10 protein-coding genes are annotated in these 17,616 nt (G+C 56.1%); 4 read left to right on the forward strand and 6 right to left on the reverse strand.

Going from position 1 to position 17,616, the window contains the following annotated elements:
* Positions 1-190: 190 nt before the first annotated feature.
* Together glpT and glpQ are read left to right on the forward strand one after the other, a co-directional pair.
* Entirely contained in the window at positions 191-1,537 is a 1,347-nt protein-coding gene (gene glpT / locus IB144_RS07965; RefSeq protein ID WP_002913019.1) for a glycerol-3-phosphate transporter, read from the forward strand.
* Positions 1,538-1,546: 9 nt separating this feature from the next.
* Complete coding sequence (gene glpQ, locus IB144_RS07970) at positions 1,547-2,617, forward strand: glycerophosphodiester phosphodiesterase (protein WP_009484780.1); 1,071 nt, start codon at positions 1,547-1,549, stop codon at positions 2,615-2,617.
* 463 nt (positions 2,618-3,080) lie between these two features.
* Here glpQ and yfaE read toward each other — a convergent pair whose 3' ends face one another.
* The 4 genes from yfaE to ubiG form a co-directional block, all read right to left on the reverse strand.
* Complete coding sequence (gene yfaE / locus IB144_RS07975; protein WP_002913017.1) at positions 3,081-3,335, reverse strand: class I ribonucleotide reductase maintenance protein YfaE; 255 nt, start codon at positions 3,333-3,335, stop codon at positions 3,081-3,083.
* Complete coding sequence (gene nrdB / locus IB144_RS07980; RefSeq protein ID WP_004140835.1) at positions 3,335-4,465, reverse strand: class Ia ribonucleoside-diphosphate reductase subunit beta; 1,131 nt, start codon at positions 4,463-4,465, stop codon at positions 3,335-3,337. The genes yfaE and nrdB overlap by 1 nt, the downstream gene beginning before the upstream one ends.
* Before the next feature lie 101 nt (positions 4,466-4,566).
* Positions 4,567-6,852 (reverse strand): class 1a ribonucleoside-diphosphate reductase subunit alpha, encoded by a 2,286-nt coding sequence (nrdA, locus tag IB144_RS07985; RefSeq protein WP_002913016.1) that lies wholly within the window; start codon positions 6,850-6,852, stop codon positions 4,567-4,569.
* A gap of 344 nt (positions 6,853-7,196) precedes the next feature.
* Positions 7,197-7,925, reverse strand: a complete 729-nt coding sequence (gene ubiG / locus IB144_RS07990) for a bifunctional 2-polyprenyl-6-hydroxyphenol methylase/3-demethylubiquinol 3-O-methyltransferase UbiG (RefSeq protein WP_002913014.1) — start codon at positions 7,923-7,925, stop codon at positions 7,197-7,199.
* Between the two features lie 146 nt (positions 7,926-8,071).
* Between ubiG and gyrA the strand changes: the two genes are divergently transcribed.
* Positions 8,072-10,705 (forward strand): DNA topoisomerase (ATP-hydrolyzing) subunit A, encoded by a 2,634-nt coding sequence (gene gyrA / locus IB144_RS07995; RefSeq protein WP_004140833.1) that lies wholly within the window; start codon positions 8,072-8,074, stop codon positions 10,703-10,705.
* Positions 10,706-10,836: 131 nt separating this feature from the next.
* Positions 10,837-13,677, forward strand: coding sequence for a two-component system sensor histidine kinase RcsC (gene rcsC / locus IB144_RS08000; protein WP_002913009.1), 2,841 nt, complete (start codon positions 10,837-10,839; stop codon positions 13,675-13,677).
* A 45-nt stretch (positions 13,678-13,722) separates the two neighbouring features.
* On the opposite strand, the gene rcsB is transcribed toward rcsC, so the two are convergent.
* Together rcsB and rcsD are read right to left on the reverse strand one after the other, a co-directional pair.
* Complete coding sequence (gene rcsB / locus IB144_RS08005) at positions 13,723-14,373, reverse strand: response regulator transcription factor RcsB (RefSeq protein WP_002913007.1); 651 nt, start codon at positions 14,371-14,373, stop codon at positions 13,723-13,725.
* Positions 14,374-14,388: 15 nt separating this feature from the next.
* Entirely contained in the window at positions 14,389-17,046 is a 2,658-nt protein-coding gene (rcsD, locus tag IB144_RS08010; RefSeq protein WP_065888458.1) for a phosphotransferase RcsD, read from the reverse strand.
* Positions 17,047-17,616: the final 570 nt, after the last annotated feature.

Here is a 17,616-nt window from a genome sequence, read left to right on the forward strand (position 1 = left end):
TATTTGAGCGTGTTATGTGATTTCGTGCTCACATTGGAACGTTTTGTCATATTTCTGTAACAAATTGTGCGATGTTTCACAGTATCAACTCTACGTATTGCCTACCATCGCGACCATATTTGAAGTTGGTGATTAATCTGGGATTTTGTCGTGACGTCAGTAGAAAACAGCAAGGGCCACGGAGGCTGATATGTTAAGTATTTTTAAACCCGCCGCGCATAAAGCGCGTTTGCCAGCAGCGGAGATTGACCCGCTATATCGCCGATTACGCTGGCAGATTTTTATTGGCATCTTTTTTGGTTATGCCGCCTACTATTTGGTTCGTAAGAACTTTGCCCTGGCGATGCCTTATCTTATCGAGCAGGGGTTCTCTCGTGGCGACCTCGGCTTCGCCCTTTCCGGTATCTCCATCGCCTATGGATTTTCGAAATTCATCATGGGATCGGTCTCTGACCGCTCGAATCCGCGCATTTTCCTGCCGGCTGGCTTGATCCTCGCCGCGCTGGTGATGCTGGTGATGGGCTTCGTGCCGTGGGCGACGTCCAGCATCATGATAATGTTCGTGCTGCTGTTCCTCTGCGGCTGGTTCCAGGGGATGGGCTGGCCGCCGTGCGGCCGGACCATGGTGCACTGGTGGTCGCAGAAAGAGCGCGGCGGGATTGTCTCGGTGTGGAACTGCGCGCATAACGTCGGCGGCGGCATTCCGCCGCTGCTGTTCCTGTTAGGGATGGCGTGGTTTAACGACTGGCACGCGGCGCTGTATATGCCGGCATTCGGCGCCATTCTGCTGGCGATTTTCGCCTTCGCAATGATGCGCGACACCCCGCAGTCCTGCGGTCTGCCGCCGATTGAAGAATATAAAAACGACTACCCGGACGATTACAGCGAAAAGCACGAAGAAGAGCTGACGGCGAAGCAGATCTTTATGCAGTACATTCTGCCGAACAAGCTGCTGTGGTACATCGCTATCGCTAACGTCTTCGTTTATCTGCTGCGCTACGGCATTCTCGACTGGTCGCCGACCTACCTGAAAGAAGTTAAACACTTCGCGCTGGATAAATCCTCCTGGGCCTATTTCCTGTACGAGTACGCGGGGATCCCGGGCACGCTGCTGTGCGGTTGGATGTCGGACAAAGTGTTTAAAGGCAACCGCGGCGCCACCGGCGTGTTCTTTATGACCCTGGTGACCATCGCCACTGTCGTTTACTGGCTGAACCCGCCGGGTAATCCGGGCGTCGATATGGCCTGTATGATCATCATTGGCTTCCTGATCTACGGCCCGGTGATGCTGATTGGTCTGCATGCCCTCGAGCTGGCGCCGAAAAAAGCCGCCGGGACCGCCGCGGGCTTCACCGGCCTGTTCGGCTATCTTGGCGGTTCCGTGGCCGCGAGCGCTATCGTCGGCTACACCGTCGATTTCTTCGGCTGGGACGGCGGCTTTATGGTGATGATCGGCGGCAGCGTGCTGGCGGTTATCCTGCTGGTTATCGTGATGCTCGGTGAACGTCGCCATCACCAACAGCTGAAACAAGCCTAAGGAGCGGCGATGAAAATGAAACTTACCGCGCTGATGAGCGGAATGATTCTGTCCAGTTCGGCGCTGTGCTTCAGCGCGACAGCGGCTGATAAAATGGTCATCGCCCACCGCGGCGCCAGCGGGTATCTGCCGGAACATACCCTGCCGGCGAAAGCGATGGCTTACGCTCAGGGGGCGGATTACCTTGAGCAAGACCTGGTGATGACCAAAGACGACCGGCTGGTGGTGTTACACGACCACTATCTCGATCGGGTGACTGACGTTGCGCAGCGTTTCCCGCAGCGGGCGCGTAAAGATGGCCGTTTCTACGCCATCGACTTTACCCTGGACGAGATTAAGTCGCTGAAGTTCACCGAAGGTTTTGAGCCGAAAAATGGTAAGAACGTGCAAACCTATCCCGGTCGATTCCCGATGGGCAAATCCGATTTCCGTATTCATACCTTTGAAGAGGAGATTGAGTTTGTCCAGGGGCTGAACCATTCCACCGGCAAAAACATCGGTATCTACCCGGAAATCAAAGCGCCGTGGTTCCACCACCAGGAAGGCAAAGATATTGCCGCCAGCACATTGAAGGTGCTGAAGGAATATGGCTATACCAGCAAGCAGGATAAGGTTTATCTGCAGTGCTTTGACGCCAACGAGCTCAAACGCATTAAAAATGAGCTGGAGCCGAAGATGGGGATGGATCTCAATCTGGTGCAGCTCATCGCCTATACCGACTGGAATGAAACCCAGCAGAAACAGGCCGATGGTAAGTGGGTGAACTACAGCTATGACTGGATGTTCAAGCCAGGGGCGATGGCGCAGATTGCGCAGTACGCGGACGGTATCGGCCCCGATTACCATATGCTGGTAGCGGAAGGCTCGAAGCCGGGGGCGGTGAAGCTGACGGCGATGGTGAAAGAGGCGCATGCCAGCCATCTGCAGGTGCATCCGTACACCGTGCGCGCGGATCAGTTGCCGGAGTACGCGACTAACGTTAATCAGCTCTATGACGTGCTGTATAACCAGGCGGGCGTCGACGGCTTATTTACCGATTTCCCGGATAAAGCGGTGCAGTTCCTGGACGCGAAACAGTAAAAAGCCGGGTGGCGGCTACGCCTTACCCGGCGTACGAACTGCGGTTTTGTTGACACTGTTCTCGGCGTGCAACGATTTCGACCCGGGAATAACGTTTGTTCTATGTTATTTCCTGGAAGATTGCGCTCCCGATATTTCTTCTGCGTTATGCCTTTCATAGCGCAGGGAGCGCACAGGGGGAGGCCAGTCGCCGCCTCCCCCTGTACCCCCGGGCTCCGGCCAGCAAAATCGCGGCTGCGCGGTCCCTTCGACTTATCCCTGCAGGCTTCGGGTCGGGCCGAGGTAGCGTCCATGCAAAACACGGCCCTCAGCCCGCATCCATGCGGGCTGCCCCGGCCTTCCGGGAACGTCTCTGCGATTTTGAGGCCGTCAACACCGGCAGTTTCAGCAGCCCAGGGCGGCAGTGCGTAAACGGTCGGTCCTGGAACAGTAGGTCAGGTAAGCGTAGCGCCACCTGACAAGACTACATCTCGATCTCAATATCGCCTTTCGCCCGGCAGCAGCAGGGCAAAATTTCCCCCGGCTGGATAAAGGCCAGCGGCTCGGTCAGCCAGTCAACCTGGCCGGAGACCAGGCGCGTGCGGCAGGAGCCGCAGTAGCCTTCGCGGCACTGATATTCGACGTCGATATTATGCGACTCCAGCGCCGCCAGCAGGGAAGGGTGTTCATCCTGACACTCAAGGCGAGTGTCAGAGATTTTCAGGAAGATCCGCTTCATTACAGCTGGAAGTTACTCAGATCGTCGGCATCGACTTCAGAATCGATCTGGCCGACGAGATAAGAACTGACTTCCACTTCCTGCGGCGCCACCTGAACGTTGTCGGAGACCAGCCAGGTGTTGATCCATGGGATCGGGTTGGAGCGGGTCTGGAACGGCAGATCGAGGCCCACCGCCTGCATGCGGATATTGGTGATGTACTCGACGTACTGGCAGAGAATATCTTTATTCAGGCCGATCATCGAGCCGTCGCGGAACAGGTAGTCCGCCCACTCTTTCTCCTGCTGCGCCGCCAGCACGAACAGGTCATAGCACTCCTGTTTGCACTCTTCGGCGATTTCCGCCATTTCCGGATCGTCGCTGCCGGAGCGCAGCAGGTTCAGCATATGCTGGGTGCCGGTCAGGTGCAGCGCTTCATCGCGGGCGATCAGGCGGATAATTTTGGCGTTGCCTTCCATCAGTTTGCGTTCGGCAAAGGCGAAGGAGCAGGCGAAGCTGACGTAGAAGCGGATCGCTTCCAGGGCATTAACGCTCATCAGGCACAGATAGAGTTTCTTTTTCAGCTCGCGCAGATTCACGGTCACGGTTTTGCCGTTGACGGTGTGGGTGCCTTCGCCCAGCAGATGCCAGTAGCTGGTCATCTCGATCAGCGAATCGTAATAGTGAGAGATGCCTTCCGCACGTTTCTGGATCTGCTCGTTGGTGACGATGTCGTCGAACACGGTCGCCGGGTCGTTGACGATGTTGCGGATGATGTGAGTGTACGAACGCGAGTGAATGGTCTCGGAGAAGGCCCAGGTTTCTACCCAGGTCTCCAGCTCCGGGATGGAGATCAGCGGCAGCAGCGCCACATTCGGGCTACGGCCCTGGATGGAGTCGAGCAGCGTCTGGTACTTCAGGTTGCTGATGAAAATATGTTTTTCGTGTTCCGGTAGCGCCTGGTAGTCGATGCGATCGCGGGAAACGTCAACCTCTTCCGGGCGCCAGAAGAAGGAGAGCTGCTTTTCAATCAGCTTTTCAAAGATGTCGTATTTTTGCTGATCGTAGCGGGCCACGTTAACCGGCTGGCCAAAAAACATGGGTTCCAGCAGCTGATCGTTTTTCGTCTGTGAAAAAGTGGTGTATGCCATTGAAGTGAGTCCTGTTGAACTGTATTGCCCGGCGGGAATGGGTTGGCCGGGCCTACACAAACGTAGGCCGGGTAAGCGTAGCGTTACCCGGCAAAAATACCTTAGATCTTACAAGCGCCGCTTTCGCAGCCGTCGTCCTGGATGGACGGGGCCAGGTCATCCTGGGCGTCTTCAGCGCCATCACGGGTGTTGTGATAGTACAGCGTTTTGACGCCGAATTTATAGGCGTTGAGCAGGTCTTTGAGCAACTGCTGCATCGGCACTTTTCCGGACGGGAAGCGCGTCGGATCGTAGTTAGTGTTGGCAGAGATCGACTGGTCGATAAACTTCTGCATGATACCCACCAGCTGCAGATAACCGTCGTTGTTCGGCATCTCCCACAGCAGCTCGTAGGCGTTCTGCAGGTTTTCGTAATCCGGCACCACCTGGCGCAGGATACCGTCCTTGGACGCTTTGATACTCACGTGGCCGCGCGGCGGCTCTATGCCGTTGGTGGCGTTGGAGATCTGCGACGAGGTCTCGGACGGCATCAGCGCGGAGAGCGTGGAGTTGCGCAGACCGTGGGTTTTAATGGATTCGCGCAATGCTTCCCAGTCGTAGTGCAGGGGTTCGCTGACGATGCCGTCCAGATCTTTCTTATAGGTATCGATCGGCAGGATGCCCTGCGCATAGGTGGTTTCGTTGAACCACGGGCAGGCGCCTTGCTCGATAGCCAGCTCGTTAGAGGCCTTCAGCAGATAGTACTGAATCGCTTCGAACGTTTTGTGCGTCAGGTTGTTGGCGCTGCCGTCGGAGTAGCGTTTGCCATGCTTCGCCAGATAGTAAGCGAAGTTGATCACGCCGATACCCAGCGTACGACGCCCCATCGCACCGCGTTTAGCCGCCGGGATGGGGTAATCCTGATAGTCGAGCAGCGCATCCAGAGCACGCACCGCCAGCACCGCCAGCTCTTCCAGCTCGTCGAGGCTGTCGATAGCCCCGAGGTTGAAGGCCGACAGGGTGCACAGCGCGATTTCGCCGTTTTCGTCGTTGACATCTTCCAGCGGTTTGGTCGGCAGAGCAATCTCCAGGCACAGGTTAGACTGACGCACCGGGGCGACTACCGGATCGAACGGGCTGTGGGTGTTACAGTGGTCGACGTTCTGGATATAGATGCGGCCGGTAGAGGCGCGCTCCTGCATCATCAGCGAGAACAGCTCAACGGCTTTAATACGCTGCTTGCGAATGCTGTCGTCCTGCTCGTACTGGGTGTACAGGCGCTCAAACTCGTCCTGATCGGCGAAGAAGGCGTCATACAGGCCCGGGACGTCGGAAGGGCTGAACAGGGTAATATCGCCGCCTTTCAGCAGACGGGTGTACATCAGCTTGTTGATCTGTACCCCGTAGTCCATGTGACGAACGCGGTTGGCGTCGGTACCACGGTTGTTTTTCAGCACCAGCAGGCTTTCCACTTCCAGATGCCACATTGGGTAGAAGAGGGTTGCCGCGCCGCCGCGCACGCCGCCCTGCGAGCAGGATTTCACCGCGGTCTGGAAATGCTTGTAGAATGGAATGCAGCCGGTGTGGAAGGCTTCGCCGCCGCGGATCGGGCTGCCCAGCGCGCGAATGCGCCCGGCGTTGATGCCGATGCCGGCGCGCTGGGAAACGTATTTCACAATCGCGCTGGAGGTGGCGTTGATGGAATCCAGGCTGTCGCCGCACTCGATCAGCACGCAGGAGCTGAACTGACGGGTTGGGGTACGCACGCCGGACATGATCGGCGTCGGCAGCGAGATTTTAAAGGTGGACACCGCGTCGTAGAAACGCTTGATATAGTCCAGACGCGTTTCGCGCGGATAGTTCGAGAACAGGCAAGCGGCGACCAGAATATAGAGGAACTGCGCGCTCTCATAAATTTCGCCGGTGACGCGGTTTTGTACCAGATACTTGCCTTCCAGCTGCTTAACGGCTGCGTAGGAGAAGTTCATGTCGCGCCAGTGGTCGAGGAAACCGTCCATCTGCTGGAACTCTTCTTCCGTGTAGTCTTCCAGCAGATGATGATCGTATTTACCTTTCTCGACCATCTTCACCACGTGATCGTAGAGCGCCGGCGGCTCAAACTGACCGAAGGCTTTTTTACGCAAATGGAAAATCGCCAGACGCGCGGCGAGGTACTGGTAATCCGGTGCGTCGCGGGAGATCAGATCCGCAGCGGCTTTAATAATGGTTTCGTGGATGTCCGCGGTTTTGATGCCGTCATAGAACTGGATATGGGAGCGCAGCTCTACCTGGGAAATCGAAACGTTATTCAGTCCTTCTGCCGCCCAATCCAGTACGCGATGGATTTTGTCGAGATTGATGCGCTCGGTGGTCCCGTCGCGCTTTGTCACCAGCAGACTCTGATTCATGTGGATTTTACCTGTCCGTGAAAGAAAATATCCCCCGTTTATCCACAGAAGGCCGTTGTGACTAACTCTGTGGATAAATACTATATGTAGGGGGTTGTCGATAAAAGAAACGCTATATGGTGAGTATTTTAGTAAGGAATCTTTTGAGTACAAGGGTTGATTTTGACGTTAAATTGAGGTTGCGGAAGGGTAATAATCCGCAAGTCCACGTCGCATAAGGCCTGGAGAAGAAGTCAATAAAACAGAAAAAAAAATGAAAATTTGATCGAGTGCTGATTTCTTCATCGGAAGAAATAATCACGCGGCTTGATGCCGCGCAATCATCATAAGCGGAGGTGCTGACCTCAGTCCTGTTTGGCGGTTGTATGCAACATATAGTTAACATCAACCCCCGGCGCTAACTTGAAGGTATTGGTCAGCGGATTGTAATGCAGACCGATGATATGCTGCTCTTTCAGAGTAGTCTGATCTACCCAGCCCAGCAGCTCGGCCGGTTTGATAAACTTCTTCACATCATGAGTGCCTTTGGGCACCATCTTCATGACATATTCCGCCCCGACTACCGCCATCAGCCAGGCCTTGCCGTTGCGGTTGATGGTGGAGAAGAAGACCTGGCCGCCGGGCTTCACTAACCGCGCGCAGGCGTGCACCACCGACTGCGGGTCGGGCACGTGCTCCAGCATCTCCATGCAGGTCACGACGTCATACTGCTGGGGATGCTTCGCGGCATGTTCCTCAACTGTTTCCTGAACATAGTCTACCTGAATACCGCTCTCCAGGGCGTGCAGCCTGGCGACCTGCAGCGGTTCGGCCCCCATGTCCAGCCCGGTGACCGTCGCGCCTTCGCGCGCCATGCTCTCGGCGAGGATGCCGCCGCCGCAGCCGACATCGAGGACTTTTTTACCGAACAGGCCGCCGGAGCGTTCGGCAATATAGCCCAGCCGCAGCGGGTTGATGCGGTGGAGCGGTTTGAACTCGCCCTCCAGATCCCACCAGCGCGAGGCGACGGCTTCGAATTTGGCGATTTCAGCATGATCGACGTTAGGGGCTACCGACGTTTTTTCGGCATTCATGGGCGCTTTTACTCCTTTTCTGTTCAGACCTGCGAGTATATCAGCAGCGCGCCATGAATAAACCGTATTGCTTTACCTCTATTAGCGCGGCTGTGTTATAATTTGCGACCTTTGAATCCGGGATACAGTAGAGGGATAGCGGTTAGATGAGCGACCTTGCGAGAGAAATTACACCGGTCAACATTGAGGAAGAGCTTAAGAACTCTTATCTGGATTATGCGATGTCGGTCATTGTTGGCCGTGCGCTGCCGGATGTCCGAGATGGCCTGAAGCCGGTACACCGTCGCGTACTTTACGCCATGAACGTATTGGGCAATGACTGGAACAAAGCCTATAAAAAATCAGCCCGTGTCGTTGGTGACGTAATCGGTAAATACCACCCGCACGGCGACTCCGCGGTATACGACACCATCGTGCGTATGGCGCAGCCGTTCTCGCTGCGTTACATGCTGGTGGACGGCCAGGGTAACTTTGGTTCCATCGACGGCGACTCCGCCGCGGCGATGCGTTATACCGAAATTCGTCTGGCGAAAATCGCTCATGAGCTGATGGCCGATCTTGAAAAAGAGACGGTCGATTTCGTCGACAACTATGACGGTACGGAGCGTATTCCGGACGTCATGCCGACCAAAATTCCTAACCTGCTGGTGAACGGCGCCTCCGGGATCGCCGTAGGGATGGCCACCAACATACCGCCGCATAACCTGACGGAAGTGATTAACGGCTGTCTGGCGTATGTTGACGATGAAGACATCAGCATTGAAGGGCTGATGGCGCATATTCCTGGCCCTGATTTCCCGACCGCCGCCATTATCAATGGCCGTCGCGGCATCGAAGAGGCCTACCGCACCGGTCGCGGTAAAGTGTACATTCGCGCGCGCGCGGAAGTGGAAGTGGACGCGAAATCCGGCCGCGAAACCATCATCGTGCACGAAATTCCGTATCAGGTGAACAAAGCGCGCCTGATCGAGAAAATCGCCGAGCTGGTCAAAGAAAAACGCGTGGAAGGCATCAGCGCGCTGCGTGACGAGTCTGATAAAGACGGGATGCGCATCGTGATTGAAGTGAAGCGCGATGCGGTAGGGGAAGTGGTGCTTAACAACCTCTATTCCCAGACCCAGCTGCAGGTCTCCTTCGGCATCAACATGGTAGCTCTGCACCATGGTCAGCCGAAGATCATGAACCTGAAGGACATTATCGCCGCGTTTGTACGCCACCGCCGTGAAGTGGTGACCCGTCGTACGATTTTCGAACTGCGCAAAGCGCGCGACCGGGCGCATATCCTCGAAGCGCTGGCCGTTGCGCTGGCCAACATCGACCCGATTATCGAACTGATCCGTCGCGCGCCGACCCCGGCAGAAGCGAAAACGGCGCTGGTTGCCCAGGCGTGGGATCTCGGTAACGTTGCGGCGATGCTGGAGCGCGCCGGGGATGACGCCGCGCGTCCGGAATGGCTGGAGCCAGAGTTCGGCGTACGCGACGGTAAATACTATCTGACCGAGCAGCAGGCTCAGGCGATTCTGGATCTGCGTCTGCAGAAACTGACCGGCCTTGAGCATGAAAAACTGCTCGACGAATATAAAGAGCTGCTGGAGCAGATCGCGGAGCTGCTGCACATTCTCGGCAGCGCCGACCGTCTGATGGAAGTGATTCGCGAAGAGCTGGAGCTGATCCGCGACCAGTTCGGCGACGAACGTCGTACCGAAATCACCGCCAACAGCGCTGATATTAACATCGAAGATCTGATCAACCAGGAAGATGTGGTGGTCACCCTGTCGCATCAGGGGTATGTGAAGTATCAGCCGCTGACCGACTACGAAGCACAGCGTCGTGGCGGTAAAGGCAAATCGGCAGCGCGCATTAAAGAAGAAGACTTTATCGACCGCCTGCTGGTGGCTAACACCCATGACACCATCCTCTGCTTCTCAAGCCGCGGCCGTCTGTACTGGATGAAGGTCTATCAGCTGCCGGAAGCCAGCCGCGGCGCGCGCGGTAGGCCGATCGTCAACCTGCTGCCGCTGGAAGCCGATGAGCGCATTACCGCCATCCTGCCGGTCCGCGAGTACGAAGAGGGCGTCAACGTCTTTATGGCCACCGCCAGCGGTACCGTGAAGAAAACCGCGCTGACCGAGTTCAGCCGTCCGCGTTCCGCCGGTATCATCGCGGTCAACCTGAACGAAGGCGATGAGCTGATCGGCGTCGATCTGACCTCTGGTCAGGATGAAGTGATGCTGTTCTCCGCGGCCGGTAAGGTTGTACGCTTCAAGGAAGACGCCGTTCGCGCCATGGGCCGTACCGCCACCGGCGTACGCGGTATTAAGCTTGCGGAAAACGACAGCGTCGTCTCGCTGATTATTCCACGCGGCGAAGGCGCGATCCTGACGGTGACGCAAAACGGTTACGGTAAACGTACCGCGGCGGCGGAGTATCCGACCAAGTCGCGCGCCACCCAGGGCGTTATTTCGATCAAAGTCACCGAGCGTAACGGTTCCGTGGTCGGCGCCGTGCAGGTGGATGACTGCGATCAGATCATGATGATCACCGACGCCGGGACGCTGGTGCGTACCCGCGTTTCCGAGGTGAGCATCGTGGGCCGTAACACCCAGGGCGTGATCCTCATCCGCACCGCGGAAGATGAAAACGTGGTGGGTCTGCAGCGCGTGGCTGAGCCGGTGGATGATGAAGAGCTGGATGCCATCGACGGTAGCGCGGCGGAAGGCGATGACGATATCGCCCCGGAAGCGGATACCGATGACGACATCGCCGAAGACGAAGAATAATCGTCCGAGGTAAATGTTCTGGAAGGGCCGGGTATTTTCCCGGCCCTTTTTGCATTAACATTGCGGCAAAGCCGGTTTACCGCTACCTTAACCGCATTCTGTTGAGTCCCTGACGGCCGAGCATCGCCACATTGAAATATCTTGCCTCTTTTCATACAACCCTGAAGGTTTCACGTTATCTGTTCAGAGCGCTGGCGGTATTGCTGTGGCTGCTTATTGCGTTTGTCTCAGTGTTTTATATCGTCAACGCGCTGCACGAGCGGGAAGCCGAAATCCATCAGGAGCTTAATCTCAACGCCGATCAGGCCCAGCGCTATATCCAGCGTACCGCGGATGTAATGAAAGAGCTGAAGTATGTCGCCGGTAACCGCTTGTCGGCAGGGGACGCGGTAGCGCAAGGGCAAAACGGCGATATGGCGGTGCCCAACTTTGAACCCCTGTACCCCGATTCCGACTGCAGCGCGATGAGCGCCACCTGGCGTAATTCGCTGCAGTCGCTGGCATGGTTTATGCGCTACTGGCGGGATAATTTTACTGCCGCCTACGACCTTAACCGCATCTTTCTCATCGGCAGCGATAACCTCTGCATGGCCAACTTTGGCCTGCGGGACGTGCCGATTGAGCGCGATCAGGCGCTGAAAGTCCTGCATCAGCGCATAGAGCAATATCGCAACGCGCCGCAAAACGAGCGCGGCAACAACCTGTTCTGGATAAGCCAGGGCGTTCGCCCCGGGGTGGGCTATTTTTACGCCCTGACGCCAGTCTATATGGCCAATCGCCTGCAGGCGATGCTGGGCGTGGAGCAGACCATCCGCATGGAAAGCTTCTTTACGCCGGGCAGCCTGCCGATGAGCGTGACGATCTTTGACGATAACGGGCAGCCGCTGATTTCGCTGGCCGGTGCGGAAGGTAAAATCCAGAGCGAAGCGAAGTGGATGCAGGAGCGGATGTGGTTTGGCTACAGTTCGGGTTTCCGCGAGCTGGTGCTGAAAAAAAGCCTCTCGCCGTCCTCCCTGAGCATCGTCTATTCCGTCTCGGTAGATCAGGTGCTGGAGCGGATCCGTATGCTGATCATCAATGCTATCGTTCTTAATATCCTCAGCGGCGCGATGCTGTTCGCGCTGGCGCGGATGTATGAGCGGCGCATTTTTATCCCCGCGGAGAATGACGCCCAGCGCCTGGAAGAGCACGAGCAGTTCAACCGCAAAATTGTGGCTTCTGCCCCGGTAGGGATCTGTATTCTGCGCACTGCCGACGGGACCAATATTCTCAGTAATGAACTGGCGCACAACTACCTGAACATGCTGACCCACGAGGACCGCCAGCGGCTGACGCAGATCATCTGCGGCCAGCAGGTCAATTTTGTCGACGTGCTGACCAGCAACCATACCAACCTGCAGATTAGCTTTGTTCATTCACGCTATCGCAATGAAAACGTCGCCATTTGCGTGCTGGTGGACGTTTCCGCCCGCGTGAAAATGGAGGAGTCGCTGCAGGAGATGGCCCAGGCGGCGGAGCAGGCCAGCCAGTCGAAATCGATGTTCCTGGCGACGGTTAGCCATGAGCTGCGTACCCCGCTGTATGGCATCATCGGTAACCTCGATCTGCTGCAGACCAAAGCGTTGCCGAAAGGCGTCGATCGCCTTGTGACGGCGATGAACAACTCCTCCAGCCTGCTGCTGAAAATCATCAGCGATATTCTTGATTTCTCGAAAATCGAGTCCGAGCAGTTGAAGATCGAGCCGCGGGAGTTCTCTCCGCGCGAAGTCATGAACCATATCTCCGCTAACTATCTGCCGTTGGTGGTGCGCAAGCAGCTGGGCCTGTACTGCTTTATCGAGCCGGACGTTCCGGAACAAATGTCCGGCGACCCGATGCGCCTGCAGCAGGTGATCTCAAATCTGCTCAGCAATGCGATAAAGTTCACCGATACCGGCTGTATTGTCCTGCACGTCCAGTGCGCGGGGGATTATCTGCAGATTAGCGTTCGCGACACCGGAGAGGGGATCCCGGCGAAAGAGGTATTGCGCCTCTTCGATCCTTTCTTCCAGGTGGGGACCGGCGTGCAGCGCAATTTTCAGGGCACCGGCCTTGGCCTGGCGATCTGTGAAAAACTGATCAGCATGATGGATGGCGATATTGCTGTCGAAACCGAGCCGGGGATGGGTAGCCGCTTTACCATCCGTATTCCTCTGTATGGCGTGCAGAATACCTCACCGGTGAGCAGAGACGGTTTCGCTGGCAAGACCTGCTGGCTGGCGATTCATAACACTTCGCTGGCGATGTTCGTCACCTCGCTGCTCAGCTACCACGGCCTGACGGTCCGCCGCCATGCCGGCGAAACGCCGGACGCCGAGGATGTCTTACTCACTGACGATGAGGCGCTGAGCGGATGGCAGGGAAGGGCCATGGTCATCTTCTGTCGCCGTCATATCGGTATTCCGCAGGAGCGGTCCGCCGGCGAATGGCTGCACAGCGTGACGACTCCCCACGAACTGCTGCCGCTGCTGGGGCGTATTTTCCATGTTGCGCTCGCCAGTGCGGAAAATAGCCCGGCGCTGATGGCCCCGGAGGCGCAGGCCGGCAATAACGACGACATGATGATCCTCGTGGTCGACGATCACCCGATCAACCGCCGCCTGCTGGCGGATCAGCTGGGTTCGCTCGGCTACCAGTGCGTGACCGCGAACGACGGGATCGACGCGCTCAACGTCCTCAGCAAGCAGCACATCGATATCGTGCTCAGCGACGTCAACATGCCTAATATGGATGGTTATCGCCTGACGCAGCGCATTCGTCAGCTTGGCCTGACGCTGCCGGTGATTGGCGTAACGGCCAATGCCCTGGCGGAAGAGAAGCAGCGCTGTCTGGAATCGGGGATGGACAGTTGTCTGTCCAAGCCGGTCACCCTCGACGTACTGAAGCAAACGCTGACGGTATATGCGGCGCGGGTGCGTAAAGGGCGGGAATAATGGGGAGCTCCGTCTCGCCGGGGCGAGACGGAGAGGGCGAAGAGATTACTCTTTGTCCGTCGCGCTCAGCGAGACGGAAGAGAGGTAGTTCAGCAAGGCGATGTCGTTTTCGACGCCCAGCTTCATCATCGCCGATTTCTTCTGGCTGCTGATGGTTTTAATGCTGCGGTTAAGCTTTTTGGCGATCTCGGTTACCAGGAAACCTTCGGCGAACAGGCGCAGTACTTCGCTCTCTTTCGGCGACAGGCGTTTATCGCCATAGCCGCTGGCGCTGATTTTTTCCAGCAGGCGAGAGACGCTTTCCGGGGTGAATTTCTTCCCTTTCTGCAGCGCGGCCAGCGCTTTTGGCAGGTCGGTCGGCGCCCCCTGCTTGAGGACGATCCCTTCGATATCCAGATCCAGCACCGCGCTGAGGATCGCCGGATTGTTGTTCATGGTCAGAACAATGATCGACAGATCCGGGAAGTGGCGCTTGATGTATTTAATCAGCGTGATCCCGTCGCCGTATTTGTCACCGGGCATGGACAGATCGGTGATCAGCACATGGGCGTCCAGCTTCGGAAGATTGTTGATAAGGGCCGTGGAGTCTTCAAACTCGCCAACGACGTTCACCCACTCAATTTGCTCAAGTGACTTACGAATACCGAACAGTACGATCGGATGGTCATCGGCAATAATTACGTTCATAGTGTTCATGTATAAGGCTACCTTCTACAGCAAGCTCTTGACGTAAGCGTCAATGTCGCTGATATATTTTTCTATGCCTTGCGCATCCTTTTCGCGAATCAGATGCTCAAGCGTTTCACATAACTGCTTGCCGGGTATCAGATTAAGCATAGCAAATGCCCCTTTGAGGCGGTGGGCGGTTTGCGCCAGAGCAGCAAAATCGCCCGCTTCGATTTCAGTATACAATCTCTGAACATCATCCGGTACCGTATCGGCAAACAGTGCGTAATAGCCGCTGGCATGGAGTTCGGCGTTACTCTCGTTTCCTGAGGTGACGGGCTGAACCGCCTCCTCCGCCAGCTGCTGCTCAATAAGCTGCAGGATAGCCTCCTGCATCGCCGTGCTAATATTAAAGTTGACCCGCAGTTGGCCCGGGCCGATCTTGCGTATCCCGACCTCATCATCGCTTAAAAGCAAGCCTGAAGCAGTAAGATTAGACGGATTATCCGTTAAATAAAGATCAAAGGCTTGACTGGTCGCCCGATCGTCCGGTGTGATGAAGGACGCTCCCCAGCTCTCCAGCTGGCGAGTGACAATCCGCCGCACTTCGCTGGAAGTCACATCCAGCAGGACGATAACGTCATCCAGCAAATGCTCTCCCGCCTCTGGCGCCTCTTCGCTGGCCGGCATTTTCAGATGCAGGGTATAGCGCGTCCCCAGCGACTCCCGGGCTTTAATGGTCAATTGCCCGCCCAGCTTGCGCGTCATGCGGTCGCATAGCCAGAAGGTAAGGGCGTTTGCTTTGCCGTACAGGTCGCTCTGGGTCTCGTTGAGATACGGGAAGTGCATATTGTCGATCTCGTTTGCCGAGACGCCGTTGCCGGTATCCAGAATGCGGAAGGTCAGGCGATCGCTGGCCGACTCATCCTGACAGACGTCGAGGGTGATCTTGCCGATAGGCGTGGTGGTCACTGAATACTGGATTAACAGCACCAGCGTGCGCCGCAGAGCTTCACGGTCGCCATAGCGCTGCTCGCCGGCCGGGAGCGCATTGTTGATGAGCAGCTGCAGACCCTTGCGTTTCATCGCCGGCAGCACTTCCGGCACGACGTCGTCAATAAGCTCCTGCACCGAGAACAACGTCTGGTTGGTTTTCCAGGCATCGCTTTCCAGCAGATTGGCGAGCTGAATGTCATCGATGAGTTTGACCAGCTCATCGGCATGCTGGGCCAGCGTCCGATTCTCTGTACTACTGAGCGCCGCCGCCTCTGCCGCCAGCGTCAGCGCGGGCTGCTTCAGGGCGCTGCCGATGTGCTGCATAAAGGCGGCCCGTCCCTGCTGGTTTTTCTCATACAAGCGCTGGGCCTGCTTGAGCTTTTTATTGACCAGCACTTCGCGGTCCTGATCACGGATGATCAGGATCTGGGTGCGCGGCGCTACCTGGCTGCGATACTGGCGGATTTCATACTGCTCATTATTGACGGTGGCCTGGATCACCCCCTGGTGCTGGTCCGCCATATTGGTGATGTTCTGCAGATTCAGGTGCGGAAGCAGATGGTCGGCAATTGGATTGCTGATAACCGTTCGGTTGGCTTCCTGATCGTGAACGAGCAGCCCCAGCGGCAGCAGAGAAACAATCTCTTCGTTAATGGCGCGCAGCAGACGCAGTTCGCTGTTGGCGGCGGAGGGGAGCCCGGCGCCAGACGAATGGCTGCGTCCTTTATAGTGGCGAAAGGTGGTAAAACCAAACAGCGCTAGCGCCAGCAGACCAATGTTGAGCAGCAGCGGCAGAAGAATGTTCTGCATGGACTCCAGCAGCATGGTGCTCATTGGTACCGTCCACAGCAACTGCATACCGGTGGTGCTGATGTCGGTGGCGATGTCAATCTGCATGCCGTTAAAGGTGATCCCGATATGATCGGCGCTCTCTTTATCCGGCGTGGTGGCGAGATTTTGCGACGGGTCAGGCTCGATACGGAAGCTGTCGATGGTCATGCCGGGCGGGATCAGATCGTTAATCGGCAGGTCGAAGGCGACCACCGTGGCAAGGTGTCCGGGCTGGTTGAAGGTGGTGCGTAACGTAAAATAGTGCGCGTTCTGCCAGGCGAGATGGCGCAGCGGCGAGAACGTCTCGCGCTCATCAAGGGTATTAGCCTGCAGCAGCATTTCCGCGCGCCGCGACTCCACGACGCTGCTGATCGTTGACTCTTTGAAGCTCGAAGAGAGGTCCTTCAACGGCAGGGTGGAGACCAGGATCAGACTATTGTCCAGGCCGTTGAGATAGTACATCGACCACGGAATGGTCTCCGCGCCCCACAAAATATCGAGATAATCGGACATTTTCTGCGTCATTTCGAGGGTGGAGCTGTCATGGGAGCCAAAGATCAGGGCTTCGGTTTTACGCCGGGGTTTCTCCAGGTAGTAAACGTCCTGTTTTAAACGCGTCTCCTGCAGACCGCCGCTTGCGGTGTTGACTGAGGTGGCGGCGATATTGTCGTAGATCTGCCAGGTGGCATAGCGCCAGGCGTCAATGCGCTGGTGCAGAGCGTGGGAGACATCAACCACCTGATAGCTTTTCTCCTTCAGCCAGGCATTGACGGCGCTTTGGATCATCACCCCCATTGTCGCCAGCAGGACAATAACCATCAAAATGAAGAAGCGGCTGATGTTGCCGGGGATCAGGGAGAATTTTTTCGGGGTCATCTTGTGGCTGAACGACTCATCATTGTTTGTAAACAGGATGTAGCGCCAGAGTAACTGGCAACAAAGCAGATGCTGCTGGCAGTATAAAGGCTAATGGCGTAAATCCATACTACAGATTGGCGCCAGCGGTGCGATGCCGCCCAGGAATTATCTTAGAAACGAAGCGTAAATGAAACCGCGCCGGGAAGGTTAACCGGCGACGATATTGACGGAAACAAAAGGGAAGAATCGCACGAAATAACAAGACATTGGCAGAATATGCACCACTGATGGCCTAATTGATTGATTAATAGTCGTTAGGGAATCATTAGCCGTAGCACAGATAAATTAAAGTTGTGTAAAGAAGGGTAAAAAAAACCGGATGCGAGGCATCCGGTTGAAATAGGGGTAAACAGACATTCAGAACTGAATGACGGTAATAAATAAAGTTAATGATGATAGCGACTCTTATTTTAGCCACCAATGATCATTTTGTTTTACCATTCAGTGCTATAGATATGTTGTCGTCTATCACTTTGATTATAAAAGGTTAAATATTTTTTTTGATGATTAGTGCGTATTTCCCTGACC

Origin of the sequence: Klebsiella sp. K4 (genome assembly GCF_014596785.2) — a bacterium.
GTDB classification, from domain to species: domain Bacteria; phylum Pseudomonadota; class Gammaproteobacteria; order Enterobacterales; family Enterobacteriaceae; genus Klebsiella; species Klebsiella pneumoniae.